The following is a 13,329-nucleotide window of genomic DNA, read 5'->3' as shown; positions in this document are numbered from 1 at the left end:
CTCAGCTCTCCTCTCCGAGCCGGAGCACCTCGCCGAGGCGCAACCGGCGGTTGTTCAGGGCCTCGACGGCGACCGCGAAGCCGAGGGCGACCGCCCCGAGCGCGACCACCGCGACGACCAGGCCGGGTTCGAACGCCACCCGGACCGGCATTCCGCCGGTGAACGCGGACAGGCCGAGCACCGGATTGAGCACCAGCGGGAGCACCGCGCCGACAAGCGCGCCGGTCAGCACCGACACCCCGACCAGCGGGGCCAGCTCGACCAGCAGCAGCCCTCGCCACTGCCGGCGGGACAGGCCGAGGGTGCGCAGCCGGGACAGCACCTGCCCCCGGGCCCGCGCGCCGGCCAGCACGGTGAACGCGATGGCCAGCAGTCCGAGCACGGTGCCGCCGACAGCGCCCGCCACGAATCCGAAGGCCAGCACACCGTTCGCACCACCGTCACCGAGGTCCCGTCGTACTCCCGCTCGGGTGTCGACGGTGACCCCGAGCGGCCGTTCCCGGCCGGTCACCGCCCCCTGCTGCTGGTACCGCAACTGACCCTGGTCACCGGCCTGCCGCAGCGCCTGGACGTCGAGCCGGTCGCCGGCGACGAGCAGGCTGGTCGGCACCGGCGTGGTGCTCCGCTGCGGCAGCGCCTGCCAGGGCAGGATGACGAACCGGCTGATGTTCGCCGCCAACAGCGGGAAGGTGTCCTGCGCACCGGCCACCCGGAACTCGTACCGCTGGCCCTGGACGGAGATGAACGCCGAGTCGGCGAGCCCGCCCCGGGACAGGTCGGCGGCGACCGCCGGGGAGACGATCGCGGGCAGTGGCCCGGGTTCGGTTCGAGCCGAACGCAACACGGCCGGCACCGCGCCGTCCACGTCGGACTCCTCGGTCACCGTGGCCAGTCCAGGGCCGTCGACCAGCAGCACGGTCGCCTGCCCCATCCGCGCGTCGGTGCCGAGGTCGTCGGCTGCCAGCCGCTGGTCCGACTCGATCAGCACCGGGGTGACGGCCCGGACGCCGGGCATGCCGTCCAGCGCGGCGACGGTGTCCGGGGCGAAGCGTTCGCCCCGGATCAGCGCGTCAGCGGGGACGATCCGCTCGGCGGCCCGGTCGCGGCTGGCGGCGACGCCGGCGGCGGCGACCCCGCAGAACGCCGCCGTGCCGATCGCCAGCACCACGACGACCAGGGGGGCGGCGACGGCGGACCTCCCGGCCCGTGCGGTGCCGAGGAACGTCACGGTGCCGCGGGTCCGCGCGGCCAGCCGGCTGACCAAGCGCAGGGGCCAGGGGTACGCGCGCAGCGCGAGCACCGCCGCGGCGACCGCGAGCAACACGGGCACGGACACCAGCAGCGGGTCCACCTCGCCGAGGGTGAGCCCGCGTCGGCGCAGCAGCACCGCGGCGAGCACGGCAAGCAGCAGCAGGGAGACCTCGACGGTGAGCCGGCGTGCCGACGGGCGCATCCGGACCAGGTCACGGCGGGCCGCCCCACCGGCCGGCACCGCCAGCGTCGCCAGCGGCAACGCCAGGGTGACCAGGACTGTCGCCGCCGCGGCGTACGGGGCGGTCGGATCCGGTTCACCGGGGAACAGGGTGCCGAGCAACCAGCCAACCAGGGCGGCGGCCGGCACCACAAGCAGCGACTCGGCGAGGCTGCGCCGGGCCCCGGTGGTGGCCGCGCCCCCACGGGCGCGGATCAACGCGAACTCCGAGCGGCGTCGTCTCGTGGCGAGCATGGCCGCGAGCACGATCAGCCCGGCCAGGGTGGCCAGCACACCGGCGCCGATGACCGCGAGGAGGGTGCGGGCGGCGTTCACCTGGGCGGCGAACGCGCGCAGCGGAACGTCGACGCCGATGGTCAACGCGTAGCCGGGCGGGAGGTTGCGTTGCATCTCCTGCAGGCCGTCGATGAGCTGGTTCAGACCGCTTGCGGCGATCCGGTCGATCCCCAGTCGGTACCGAAACTCGGACTGGATCGGCCAGCCCTCGGTGGCCCGCTTGTTCATTGCGGACTGGGCGATCACGCCGGTGATGGTGAACGGTTCGCTGTCGCCTTTCGGTTCGATGATCCGTAGCAGCTGCGGCAGTCCCTCCCACGCCCCGTCCGCGCGGTTGATGGGCCGGAACAAGCCGGACACCACCAGAGGTTTGGGGTTGCCGAAGGTACCCGCGAGATCGACAGTGCCGATGCGCAGCCGGCTGCCGGCGCGCAGGTTGAGCTTGCGGGCCACGTCGACGTCGAGCGCGACCTCGATCGGCCGGTCCGGGACGTACGTCTCACTGGGCCAGGCGCCCTCGACGAGGGTGCCGACGTCCTGAACGCCGGGCATGGCCCGCAGGCCCACGTCGACAAGCAGGTTGCGGGCCGCGAGGTCCGGCCCGACCACGCGGGTCGGCGGGATATCCACCCGGAGCCACCGCTCGGTGATTGCCGAGCGCACCTGCGGCGGCATGCCGGCGGCGAGGGCGTCGAAGCGCTCCTGCGCGTCGGCCATCGCCGTCTTCGTGGTGGGGACCAGGGCGTTCGACGTGTACGAGAGGTCCCGGCGGGCGGGCGGTTCGCTTGTGAGCTGCGCCCGCAACCCCTGTTCCGCAAGCCTGTTGACGAGTCGGGGCACTCCGCTGACCAGCAGGGTGACGACCAGGGTCAGCACCGCCAGAAGCAGGAACTGCCCGCCGTACGCCCGGACCCGGCGGGCGGCCGCGCCGACGCTCATCGTTCTCCCCCGATTCGCAGCTGCACCGCCGCCACCCGCTGACGGATGCCGGCGGCGATGAACGCGCTGAAGGCGAGCGCCGCCAGCAGCAGGCCGACCGCGGTCAGGCCGATGGGCACCCAGGGCAGCACGAATGCCGCCGGGGGCACCGGCCGGCCGGCGGCCGTGGTGAGGATGACCAGCGGAGCCATGGTGGCCCCGACCGTGGCGCCGAGCAGCAGCCCGACCCCGACGCCGATGCCGGCCAGGAAGGTCTGCTCGGCCAGCAACGCTCGGGCCAGCAACCGAGGTGTCGCGCCGAGGGTGTGCAGCACCGCGAACTCGCCCACTCGGCGTCGGGCGGTGGCCCACACGTCGACCATGAGACCGACGAGGGCGAGCAGCACCGCCCCGAGCGCGGCGGCGAGCATCCCGGTACGCGACCCGCGCCAGTACGGGTCGTCGGCGGCGGCCCCGATCACGGCACGCCGGTCGAGGACCGTGACGCCGGCCAGTTCGGCGGTGGCGCGGGCCGCGGCGGACGGGTCGTCGGCGCCGATCCACCACTCCGGCACCGGTCGGATGGTCCCGCCGCTGCGGATCAGCGCGTCGACGGCCGTGGGCAGGTCGAGCAGCACGCCCGCGCCGGTGGTGGTCGGCACGGACTCCAGTTCACCGAGCAGTCGGGCCGGCACGGACGCGCCGGAGAGGGTCAGGGTGAAGGTGTCGCCGGTGTGCAGGCTCAACGCATCACGTACCGCGGCGGTCATCAGCACCGGAACGGGTGCGATCTGCCCGGCGGGCACGATGGCGAACCGGGTGGGCGGTTGGTAGGCGAACTGCCCGCCGGGGATCACCTCTACCGGGAAGCTCGCGGCGACGCCCGTCGCGGTGGACTGCGCCCTGGGGGGTGCCTGGCCGCCGGTCGCCTGACGGCCCGTCGCCGTGACCCAGTCCCCGGTCAGTTCGGCGGGTCGCGTGGCGCCGCCGGCGCCGACGAGCGTCAGGCCGTCCACCTGGAGCAGGTACGAGTTTCCGGCCGCCGCCCCACCGTCGGCCTCGAAGCCGGCCAGCCGCAGCCGCGCCGCGCCCACGTCGGGTAGCTGCACGGTGAACGGCGCAGCCCGTCCGTCGCTGGTGGCGCTGACCGCCGGCAGCCGGAAGGCCAGCCCGTCGGAGCTGGTGACCAGCAGCGCCACCGCGATCCGCACGGGCCGGTCGGCCTGGCCGACGGGGGTGCGAGCCGTGCCGGTGATCGCGCGGGTGCCGGCGGGCAGTTCGACGCCGGCGGGGGCGCCCCGTCCGGCGACCATCCGCTGGTACTGCGTCGACACCGGCTCGTCGCTGAGCCGGTCGGCGAGCCGGACGACGCCGGCGGCACTGGCCGGGTCGAACCCGATCACGGTGACGGGCAGGTCCGTTCGGCCGACCCGTACCTCGTCGCGCCACGCCGGCAGCGCCCGGCGCACGCCCGGCAGCGCGGCGAGCTGACCCGCCCGGGTCGACGGGGCGGCGCCGGCCCGCTCGGACACCCGCAGGTCGGCGCCGACCGTGTGGCCGGCCTGCTCGACCTGAGACCGCTCACCGGTACTGACAAGTGACCAGGCCAGGGTGCTCCCGCCGACGGCGAGGGCGAGCAGCAGCACCGGACCGGCGTGCGGACGCCGGCCGGCCTGCCACATGCCGAACATGGTGGCCGTCCACGGCCGCCGGTCGACGAACCGCTCGGCGAACCGGGTCAGCGGCGGGAGCACCCGCAGCGCCAGCACGGCCCCGGCCAGCACACCGAGCGTCGGGGCGGCCACCAGCAGCGGGTCGAGCCCGAGACGGCCGTTCGAGCCGGCCAACGGTGAGGCGTACCGGCGCAGTTGCACCCAGGCGAGCACGGCGAGCGCGACAAGCACCAGGTCGACGCTGGCCCGCTGGACGCTCGCCGACCGGTTCGGCCGGGACCGGGCGGCCATGTCGGCCACGTACGTGCCGGCCCCCCGCAGCGTCGGCGCGACCATTGCCACCAGGCACCCGGCAGCGGTCGCCGCGGCAGCCGCCCAGACCAGTGTGGTGTTCCCGCCGGCGGTGGACAGTTCCGCCGTCCCGCCGGGTCGGACGAACCGCAGCGCCTCCCCGGCGATCACCGGGCCGAGCAGGGCGGCCGGCGCCACCACGAGCGTCGCCTCCCGGGCGGCCAGGCCCGCGAGTTGGCGCCGGGCAGCGCCCCGGGCGCGCAGCAGCGCGGTCTGCGGACGACGGTCCTCGTGCAGCAGTGCAGCGACCAGCACCAGCGCGTACCCGCCGAGCACCAGAATGAGCAGCAGCGGGGTGGCCAGCGCGGAGCGTCCCACCAGGTCGGCGCGGGCGATCCGGTCGAGCAGTTGGTCCATCTTCGTCAGCGTCTGCGCCGAGCTGCCCAGCTGGGCGGCCTCGGGCACCGCCGTCGAGGCCGCGTTCACGGCGGTCCGCACCGCGGCGAGGTCACCGGCGTCGACGCCGCCGAGGTCCGGTTCGGCCAGCCAGGACGCCGTCACCGAGCCCGGGAAGGCGGTCGCGAAGTCGGCCGGGTCCAGCGTGAACGGCCCGTACGAGGTGGCCGAACCGGCGCTGCCCGTGCCCACACCGGGGGCCAGCAGCCAGTACGCCTCGGTAGGGTCGCGGGGCCGCCAGGTGCCGGCGAGCACCATCTCGCTGGACTTCTCGGTGGCGCGGTCCCGCAGCGGGATCCGCTCGCCGGTGGTCAGGCCGAGTGTCGTGGCGACCCGTTCCGGGAGACTCACCTCGACGGGGTTCGCTCCGGGACGCGGCCACGCTCCGTTGGTCAGCTCGGCGTGCGCGGCCAGGTCGTCGAGGGTGGCCAGGTTCGCGAAGATCGGCTCGTCGCCCGTGCGCGGCACCGAGCCGAGGTCGCCGGTCAGCTCCCGGCCGGTGCCGTACCGGGCCCCGGCGACGGTGACCGGGACCCCGGCGAGCCCGTCGGCGAACTGGGCCCGTGCCGCCTTGTCGCGGGTGGCGAACTCGGCGGCGTCGCGGCCGCCGGCGCCGCTGATCAGCAGGCCGCGCTCCTCGGCCGGCGAGGCGGCGACAAGCGCCCGCTGTCCGGCGTCCACCGCCCGACGGTTGTAGTCGGACAGACCGGTGACCAACGCTACGGCCACCAGCGCGGCGATCACCGCGGCGACCAGCAGACCCCGCGCCTCGCGGGCCCGCCTCCACACCAGCTTCATCCGACGCCTCCCCTGGCCCTGGCGGGCCGACGACCTCAAGACAGGTCACCTACGGGGAAAGGTTCGCGCCCGTTACATGATCGTTATTACGAGTACGGCTGGCACGGTCACGTTCCGCGCCGGGCCGTCCGTACGGCGAACACCACCGCGCCCACGACGAGCAGGACGCCGATGAGCTGGAGGCCCGGCGAGTCGTCGGCTCCTCCGTACACGACGGCGGCGACGCCGAGGGCGACGACGAGGATGGCGGCGACGTACCTCATGGGGTTTCCTCCTCGACCCACTCCAGCAGGTCTCCGGGCTGGCAGTCGAGCACCCGGCACATCGCTTCCAGCGTGCTGAAGCGCACGGCCTTGGCGCGGCCGTTCTTCAGCACCGCCACGTTCGCCGGGGTGAGCCCGACGCGTTCGGCGAACTCGCCGACGCTCATCTTGCGCTTGGCCAACTCGACGTCGATGCGGACGATGATGGGCATCAGATCACCGCCTCCATGTCGGTCCGCAGCGTGGTGGCCTGCCGCAGCAGCGCGCGCATCACCACCATGAGGAGCCCGAGCACCGTGACGCCCATCGTCAACAGGAACAGCAGGATCGGGCCGCCCGGGTCGTCCGCGTTGAAGCCGACGTAGAGGAAGACGCCCACCAGCACCACCCACCCCGCGCCGATGGTCCACACGATCAGGTCGACCCACTTCAGGGACGCCTCGGTGAAGATGCGGTCGTCCTTGACCAGGCTGAGCAACTTCCAGGTGGACACGATCACCACCTGGACGCACAGCACCCAGAAGACCGTCACGGCGGTCAGCGGCCACCGGAGGTAGGCGTGGTCGGGCGACTCCTGCGCCATGTGCGCGAACTGCCCCGGCAGCGAGAAGCTCTGGAACCCGACCAGGACCACGAACAGCACCACGAGAACGACTCGGAGAGCGGCTACCGCTCGACGTTCAACAAACATGCATCGAGTCTCGCTCGTTACCTATCGAAAGTCAATCGGTTGTCGGCCTGCATGCCGCCCCCAGCTGCGCCTAGGGTTCTTCCGTGAGCATCGGGGAGACACCCACCAGCGTGCGGCTCAGCAAGGTCAAGCGTCCGGGTGGGGTCCTCTGGTTCGATCTCCAGCAGGTCGCCCACGACGATGCGGGAACGTGGCTGCGAGGTCCGGTCGGTTCGCCGTGGGCCGCTCCACACGACAGTGGCGGCCTGTCCGTGCCGATAGTGGTGCTGCTGGCCGCGGACCGCCCGTGGGTGGCATGGTGGGTCGGCGACCCCACTGATCGGCGGCTGGAGATCGACGTGTGCCTCCCGCCAGAGGCCGTCGAAGGGGGTTGGCGGTATGTCGATCTTGAGCTGGATCCGGTGCGCCACGAGGGCGACGGACGTGTGGAGATCGAGGACTGGGACGAGTTCGAACAGGCGTGCCGGCACGGCTGGATGACGTCGGACGACGCGACGCTTGCGCAGACCACGGCCGAGCGTTGTGCGGAGGTGCTTCGGCAGGGGACGGAGCCCTGGCTGGGGCGCGGATGGGACATGCTTCGCGAGTCGCCGTGACCCCGCGCGATCCGGCACTGCGAGGATGCTGACGTGGCGCAGATCGGGAGAACACTTCACGGCAAGCTGGTACGTGACCGCATTCCCGACTTCATCGCGGGAAACGGCCAGGTCCCGAAGTTTCGCGTCCTTCCTCGGGAGCGGCTCCTGCCGGCCCTTGTCGCCAAGTTGCACGAGGAAGCCGAGGAACTTGGGTCAGCCGGCCAGGAGGACGTCCTCGGTGAGCTCGCCGACGTCCATGAGGTTCTCGCGACGATCACCACGTTGCTCGGCTAAACGGCGGAACAGGTCGAACGGGCCTCCGCTGAGAAGCGTTCGGCTCGTGGTTCCTTCGACGAACGTTACTGGCTCGACGAGGTCGAGCACCCGTAGCCGGATGCGAGGGCACAACCCGTACCGCCCCGATAGCGGCGGTCGTTCGGCGAAAGAGCGAGAAGAGCCCGGCATGGATGCTTCCGGGTGAGGCCACGCCGCAGCGCGGCGCTCAGCGTGCTCTTTGTTCATTGGGCTTTCGTGCTCGTCGAGTGGTGATGGTGCGACGGATCGCGGTGCCGGCTGCTCACGTCCGTCGGTGGTAGTGGTTGCGGCGTGGGAGCTGCTCCGGGTCGAGCCAGGCCGGCGGCACGAACTCCGGGCGGCCGTCAGCGCCGAGGCGGACCGCCCAGTCGCTCTTGTGGACGTGTCGGTGGTGGTGGCCGCAGAGCAGGACGGCGTTGTCGAGTCTGGTCGGGCCGCCGTCGACCCAGTGCCGGATGTGGTGGGCGGCGCACCAGCGCGGTGGCCGGTCGCAGCCCGGGAAGGCGCAGCCGCCGTCACGCAGCACGAGTGCCCGACGCAGCGGACCGCTGATGAGGCGGCGCTGCCGGCCCACGTCGAGGACCTGGCCGGCGCCGCCCAGCACGGCGGGCAGGATGGCGGCATCACAGGCGAGCCGACGCACCGTGTCGGGGGTGAGCTGCGGGCCGATGTCGAGAGCGCCGGCACCAAGTTGTCGGGTCAACCCGTCGTAGCTCGTGGTGACGACGACCTGGGCGGGATCGCCGCCGCTCTCGGGCAGCTCACCGGTGCGCAGGGCGAGCCGGCACACGTCGGCGAGGGCATCGTGGCGGCGCTGCCCGGGGCTGCGAACGTCGTCGGGCCCGGAGGGCGCGGTGAGTGGATCAATGGCAGCGCGCAGCAGGGCGGCGGCCTCCGCGTCGAGCGTGCCGGTGAGCCGTAGCCGACCCCCGGTCTGCTCGGAGATGGTGACGTGTCGGTCGCGGGCAGATCGGGCGGCCTCGGCCTTCAGGGCCGCCTCGGCGGCTTCGTCGGCGACATCGGGGGCGACGTGGTCGAGGATCCGGGTGCCCATTCTGCGCAGCACCGAGGGGTCGAACTGCTCGGCCCACTCCACCAGCACCCCGACGGCTTTGTCGGCGACCTCGGCACCCGCCGAGGTCGACACGGTGGCGGCCGTGTCGGCGATGACGCGGGCCTGCTCCACGGTGACCGTCCCGTCGGCGAGGGCGGCCCGCACGCCAGGCGGGGCCACGTCGAGCGAGGCGGCAACGCCGACCAGGCGGCGGGCGGCAGAGACGTCGAGGCGCAGCCGATGACGCAGCCACACCGCCGTCGAGGATGCGCCCTGCGCGACAGCGGTGCCCCGACCGTCCAGCTCGCGCACCGCCGCCAACTGCACCGCCGCGAGTCGCTGTTGCAGCCGGTGCGTGGCGTCGAGCACCGCGATCACATCGTGCTCGGCGAGGGCCCATAGGGCGGCGTCTGCGCAGCTCGCCACCGCACTTTCCGCCCGCGCCAACTCATCGATCACACCCGAATTTTAGAACGCGTGTACGACACTTTCAGCCGTCAGAACATCGAGGGACCGCACCGGCAATGCGGGGTCAGGCGCCGCCGTCAGCCAACTCCGGGCGGTGCTGCCTGATCCACGCCGCAACGTCCGACCTCCGCCAGACCTTGCCCTGCACCAGGTCTGCGACCGGCTCCGGGAAGTTGCGGTGGCTGGTGATCACGTAAACCCGCTGCTTGCTGATGCCACCGAGCATCACGCGGATCTCCGCAGCACCTACTAGGTCCATAAGCCGGACGTTAAACAGTTGCCTTAGCTCCTTGACTCAGGGCAACGCCCCGGTCACCGTAAAGGGTATGCCCACGCCAAACTCAGACGCTCATGCCCACGGCCCTCTGAGCAACCTTCACCCGGTGCACCAGCACCTGCCGCGCCGGCCACTGTGGCTGTGTCGGGTCTGCTGCGACCCGTGGCCGTGCCCGTCGGCACGGATGTTGCTGCGAGTGGAGTACCGGACCGACCGAGTGGCGCTGTCGATCTACATGGCGAGCCAGTTGTTCGACGCCACGGCCGACCTGTACAAGCTGAACCCCGACCCGCCGCCCGATCCGCAGGAGCTTTTCACCAGGTTCCTGGCGTGGACGGCCCAGCCACCCGGATGAGGTGGCGGGTCAGTCAAGAACCGTCAGGCGCTCTCGTCGGGAGTGCGCTTGGCGCGGCTGGGCTGCACGCGCTTGGGCTCGCCGGGCATCTTCGGGTGGTCCGGCGGGTACGGCAGGTCGCCCTGGCCGGCGGAGGCGTCGCGCTCGGCCCACTCCAGCAGCGGCGTGATGTCCCACGGCGCGTCGTCGATGCCGGCGTGCGGGTCGCCCTGCTCGGCGAGCCGGGTCGGGACGCTGCGCAGGTCGAAGTCGTCCGGGTCGACGTCGGGCAGCTCGGCCCAGGTGACCGGGGTGGAGACGGTCGCCCGCGCGTTGGCCCGCAGTGAGTACGCGCAGGCGATCGTGCGGTCGCGGGCCATCTGGTTGTAGTCGACGAAGACCCGGCGGCCGCGCTCCTCCTTCCACCAGGCGGTGGTCACCAGGTCGGGGTTGCGGCGCTCCACCTCCCGAGCGAGCGCGATGGTGGCCCGGCGCACCTCGGTGAACGTCCAGCGGGGTTGGATGCGCAGGTAGACGTGCACACCGCGACCGCCGGAGGTCTTCGGCCAGCCGGTGGCGCCCAGCTCGTCGAGGACCGCGCGGACCTCGCCGGCGGCCCGCGCCGCGTCGGCGAAGTCGGTGCCGGGCTGCGGGTCGAGGTCGATGCGCAGCTCGTCGGGGCGGTCCACGTCGGCGGCGCGTACCGGCCACGGGTGGAACACGATAGTGCCCATCTGCGCCGCCCAGGCCACGTGCGCCAGGTCGGCCGGGCACAGCTCCGCGGCGCTGCGACCGCTCGGGAAGGTGATCTGGGCGGTGGTCACCCAGGGTGGCACGCCACGGGTGGGCACGCGCTTCTGGAAGAACGCCTCACCCTCGACGCCCTCGGGGAAGCGTTGCAGCGTGGTGGGCCGGTCCCGCAGGGCGCGCATGATGCCGTCGCCGACCGCGAGGTAGTAGTGGAAGACGTCCGCCTTGGTGAACCCCCGCTGCGGGAAGATCACCCGGTCCGGACTGCTCAGCCGTACGGTGTGCCCGGCCACCTCGACCTCGGCGACCGCTGCCTTGGTGCCACCCATCCCGCGACCTTATGCCACGCCCCCGACGTTCGACGTACCGTTGACGGGTGAGTCTTGACGACAACAACCTGCCCAAGACCGAGGACGAGTGGCGTGTCCGCCTGAGCCCGGAGGAGTTCCACGTCCTGCGGGAGGCGGGCACCGAGCGCCCGTGGACCGGCGAGTACGTGGACACCAAGACCCAGGGGGTCTACCACTGTCGTGCCTGCGGCCTGGAACTCTTCTCCAGCGACACGAAGTTCGACTCGCACTGCGGGTGGCCGAGCTTCGACGACGCCATCCCGGGCCGGGTCAAGGAGATCGAGGACCGCAGCCTCGGCATGGCCCGTACGGAGATCCGCTGCGCCCGCTGCGACAGCCACCTCGGGCACGTGTTCCACGGCGAGGGCTTCACTCCGAAGGACACCCGGCACTGCGTCAACTCGATCTCCGTTCGGCTGGAGCCGAGCTGATCTGAGCCGCGTACCCCTGGAGCAGCTCGACCTCGGCGGTCCGGGACCGCTCGATCCGCCGGGCCAGGTCGCGGACCCGCTCGTCGCGGCCGACGTCGACCTGGGCCCGGGCCAGGTCGGCGGCGGCCCGCTGGTGCTCGGCGAGCACCTCGCGCAGCACCCGGTCGACGTCGGCGTCCCCGACGTCCCGTAGCCGCTCGAGCGCCGTGTCGTCGCCGTGCCCGGCGTGGTCGTGCCCGGCCGCGCCGACGCCCGGCCCGGCCGTGGGCAGCCAGCCGCGCATGGCCGACAGCTCGTCGGCCTCGGTCGCCTCGATGGCGGCGGCCAGGGTGCGCAGCGCGTGGTCGCGCAGCCGGTCCCGGGCCAGCCGGACGATCTGCAGGGTGCGTTCGCTGTGCCCGACCATCGTGCTCAGGAACACCACGTCGATGCCGCTCAGTTCGGCGCCGGCCGGCGCCGACCCGACCGCCGACGATCCAGCCGCCGACGCGGCCGGGGACGCGGGTGCCGCCGGTTGCGGGGACGGTCCGGCGCAGGCGGCGAGCAGTGACGCCGCGACCAGCCACGACAGCAGGTGTACGCGGGGCATGCCGAGGCTCCGATCATCCGATGAGACGGCGACACGGGTGCGGCCGGGGCCGCACCCGTGCGGTCAGACCTGTTGCCAGAGCGCCGGCACGTTCGGCGGCTCCCAGCCGGGAATCGCCGTGTGGGCCTGCCGGCAGCGGTACGTCAGTCCGCCGTAGGTGACCTGGTCGCCGACCTGGTACGCCCGTCCGCTCGTCCAACTGCCGCCCGTGGGGGGTGGGGTCGTCGGCGCGGTGGTCGGGCTGGTGGTGGGCCGGGGTGTGGGCGAGGTGGTCGGCGTGGGGGTGGGCGTCGACCCGCCGCCACCGATCTGCACGTCGATGCAGGAGTAGAAGGCGTTCGCGGTGTCCGAGATGTTCCACACCGCGAGGATCTTCTGCCGGCCGGAGAAGCCGCCCAGGTTGACGGTGTGCGAGACCGTCGCGCCCGGCTGCTGCCCGTTGCCGTTGACCACGCCGACGCGGGTGTTGCCGATCCAGTACTCCCAGTTGCTTGTGGCGTGCCGGGCGGTGTTGACCCAGGTGAAGGTCAGCGAACTGCCGACCGATGTGGCCGGCCAGCCCCGACTGTCGTCGTTGAGGACGGCGAACTGGGCGATGCCGGCGTTGCAGCTCTTCAGGCCCTTGGGCCCTTCGACGCTCTGCGGCTCGTACTTGATCTGCCCGCAGTCGGGCACCCGGCCCTGCGCGCAGAGCGCCTGCCGGCTGGGTGGCGCGGAGACGTAGCCGTGCGCCTGGGCGGGCGCGGCGACGGTGAGGGTGGCGGCGACAGCGCCCGCCGCCACCAGCGGGACGGTGATTCTTCGACGCATGGGGGCAGCTCCTTCTCCAGGTGCGGTGAGGTGCCCTCAAGGTAATTTAAACTTTATTAACAGTAAAGAGCGTCATCGATAAATCCATCGATGGTGACGACTTCACTCCTCAGAGTCGCAGCAGGCTGCCGCCGTCGTCGACGTCGTCGGCCGTCTCGTCGTCGAGCCACACTCCGCCGCTGGCGAGATAGCGGAACCGGTACTCCCCCGGGCCGAGCTTCACGGTTACCGTCCGGGTGCCGTCGCGGCGGGCCACCAGCTCGTGCCGGCCTGGCTCCCAGTCGTTGAAGGAGCCCACCACGCTCACCGGACCGGGCGGCGCGTCCCGGGGGAGGCAGAAGGTCACCCGGGTCTGGCTGCCGAAGAGCTTGTTGCGTTTGATCATGGCGATCCTCCGGGGTCACGGCGGTTCATCCGGCCTAACGGACGACACGCCGGAGCCGACACGCCGCCAAGCGCGGCCGACTGGCGGTAATTCGCCCACCACCGCCCCAACCTCGGGCAACCTGGTGGCA

General features: G+C 72.5%; 15 protein-coding genes. 4 read left to right on the top strand and 11 right to left on the bottom strand.

Annotated elements, in window-relative coordinates; translation table 11 throughout:
• Position 1 precedes the first annotated feature (1 nt).
• From MILUP08_RS09485 to MILUP08_RS09470, 5 genes are all read right to left on the bottom strand, one after another.
• Entirely contained in the window at positions 2-2,707 is a 2,706-nt protein-coding gene (locus MILUP08_RS09485) for an FtsX-like permease family protein (RefSeq protein ID WP_007457019.1), read from the bottom strand.
• The gene (locus MILUP08_RS09480; protein ID WP_007457018.1) at positions 2,704-5,904 is read right to left on the bottom strand and encodes an FtsX-like permease family protein; all 3,201 of its coding nucleotides are present in this window, start codon (positions 5,902-5,904) and stop codon (positions 2,704-2,706) included. Before MILUP08_RS09480 ends, MILUP08_RS09485 begins: the two co-directional genes overlap by 4 nt.
• Positions 5,905-6,011: 107 nt before the next feature.
• Positions 6,012-6,167 carry a hypothetical protein gene (locus tag MILUP08_RS35810; RefSeq protein ID WP_167626036.1) on the bottom strand — a complete coding sequence of 52 codons (156 nt, stop codon included), beginning with the start codon at positions 6,165-6,167 and terminating at the stop codon, positions 6,012-6,014.
• Complete coding sequence (locus MILUP08_RS09475; protein ID WP_007457017.1) at positions 6,164-6,379, bottom strand: helix-turn-helix domain-containing protein; 216 nt, start codon at positions 6,377-6,379, stop codon at positions 6,164-6,166. The genes MILUP08_RS35810 and MILUP08_RS09475 overlap by 4 nt, the downstream gene beginning before the upstream one ends.
• Positions 6,379-6,858 carry a DUF2975 domain-containing protein gene (locus MILUP08_RS09470; protein WP_007457016.1) on the bottom strand — a complete coding sequence of 160 codons (480 nt, stop codon included), beginning with the start codon at positions 6,856-6,858 and terminating at the stop codon, positions 6,379-6,381. The genes MILUP08_RS09475 and MILUP08_RS09470 overlap by 1 nt, the downstream gene beginning before the upstream one ends.
• A gap of 83 nt (positions 6,859-6,941) precedes the next feature.
• Between MILUP08_RS09470 and MILUP08_RS09465 the strand changes: the two genes are divergently transcribed.
• A complete protein-coding gene (locus tag MILUP08_RS09465; RefSeq protein WP_007457014.1) occupies positions 6,942-7,454 on the top strand; it encodes a ribonuclease FAU-1 family protein in 513 nt (170 codons plus the stop codon).
• A gap of 33 nt (positions 7,455-7,487) precedes the next feature.
• Positions 7,488-7,730 (top strand): nucleoside triphosphate pyrophosphohydrolase, encoded by a 243-nt coding sequence (locus MILUP08_RS09460; RefSeq protein WP_237747045.1) that lies wholly within the window; start codon positions 7,488-7,490, stop codon positions 7,728-7,730.
• A 283-nt stretch (positions 7,731-8,013) separates the two neighbouring features.
• On the opposite strand, the gene MILUP08_RS09455 is transcribed toward MILUP08_RS09460, so the two are convergent.
• Together MILUP08_RS09455 and MILUP08_RS09450 are read right to left on the bottom strand one after the other, a co-directional pair.
• Positions 8,014-9,264, bottom strand: a complete 1,251-nt coding sequence (locus tag MILUP08_RS09455) for an HNH endonuclease signature motif containing protein (protein ID WP_007457010.1) — start codon at positions 9,262-9,264, stop codon at positions 8,014-8,016.
• A gap of 73 nt (positions 9,265-9,337) precedes the next feature.
• Positions 9,338-9,532, bottom strand: a complete 195-nt coding sequence (locus tag MILUP08_RS09450; protein ID WP_039905699.1) for a hypothetical protein — start codon at positions 9,530-9,532, stop codon at positions 9,338-9,340.
• Positions 9,533-9,746: 214 nt separating this feature from the next.
• On the opposite strand from MILUP08_RS09450, the gene MILUP08_RS37370 reads away from it, so the two are divergent.
• Complete coding sequence (locus tag MILUP08_RS37370; protein ID WP_377555384.1) at positions 9,747-9,905, top strand: hypothetical protein; 159 nt, start codon at positions 9,747-9,749, stop codon at positions 9,903-9,905.
• Between the two features lie 23 nt (positions 9,906-9,928).
• On the opposite strand, the gene ligD is transcribed toward MILUP08_RS37370, so the two are convergent.
• On the bottom strand, positions 9,929-10,963 hold the full coding sequence (ligD, locus tag MILUP08_RS09440; protein WP_007457004.1) for a non-homologous end-joining DNA ligase: 1,035 nt from the start codon (positions 10,961-10,963) through the stop codon (positions 9,929-9,931).
• 47 nt (positions 10,964-11,010) lie between these two features.
• On the opposite strand from ligD, the gene msrB reads away from it, so the two are divergent.
• Positions 11,011-11,415 carry a peptide-methionine (R)-S-oxide reductase MsrB gene (gene msrB / locus MILUP08_RS09435; RefSeq protein WP_007457001.1) on the top strand — a complete coding sequence of 135 codons (405 nt, stop codon included), beginning with the start codon at positions 11,011-11,013 and terminating at the stop codon, positions 11,413-11,415.
• Here msrB and MILUP08_RS09430 read toward each other — a convergent pair.
• The 3 genes from MILUP08_RS09430 to MILUP08_RS09420 all read right to left on the bottom strand — a co-directional run bounded on the left by MILUP08_RS09430 (position 11,381) and on the right by MILUP08_RS09420 (position 13,199).
• Positions 11,381-12,004, bottom strand: a complete 624-nt coding sequence (locus MILUP08_RS09430) for a DUF305 domain-containing protein (protein ID WP_007456998.1) — start codon at positions 12,002-12,004, stop codon at positions 11,381-11,383. The two genes, msrB and MILUP08_RS09430, sit on opposite strands and share 35 nt — an antisense overlap.
• A 63-nt stretch (positions 12,005-12,067) precedes the next feature.
• Complete coding sequence (locus MILUP08_RS09425; protein WP_007456997.1) at positions 12,068-12,814, bottom strand: lytic polysaccharide monooxygenase; 747 nt, start codon at positions 12,812-12,814, stop codon at positions 12,068-12,070.
• Between the two features lie 109 nt (positions 12,815-12,923).
• Positions 12,924-13,199 (bottom strand): early set domain-containing protein, encoded by a 276-nt coding sequence (locus tag MILUP08_RS09420; RefSeq protein ID WP_007456994.1) that lies wholly within the window; start codon positions 13,197-13,199, stop codon positions 12,924-12,926.
• Positions 13,200-13,329 lie beyond the last annotated feature (130 nt).

It is taken from the genome of Micromonospora lupini str. Lupac 08 (assembly GCF_000297395.2).
In the GTDB taxonomy this organism is placed as follows: Bacteria; Actinomycetota; Actinomycetes; order Mycobacteriales; family Micromonosporaceae; genus Micromonospora; species Micromonospora lupini.
Note: the sequence above shows the minus strand (reverse complement) of the source record. Positions and strands in the feature narration are given on the sequence as shown.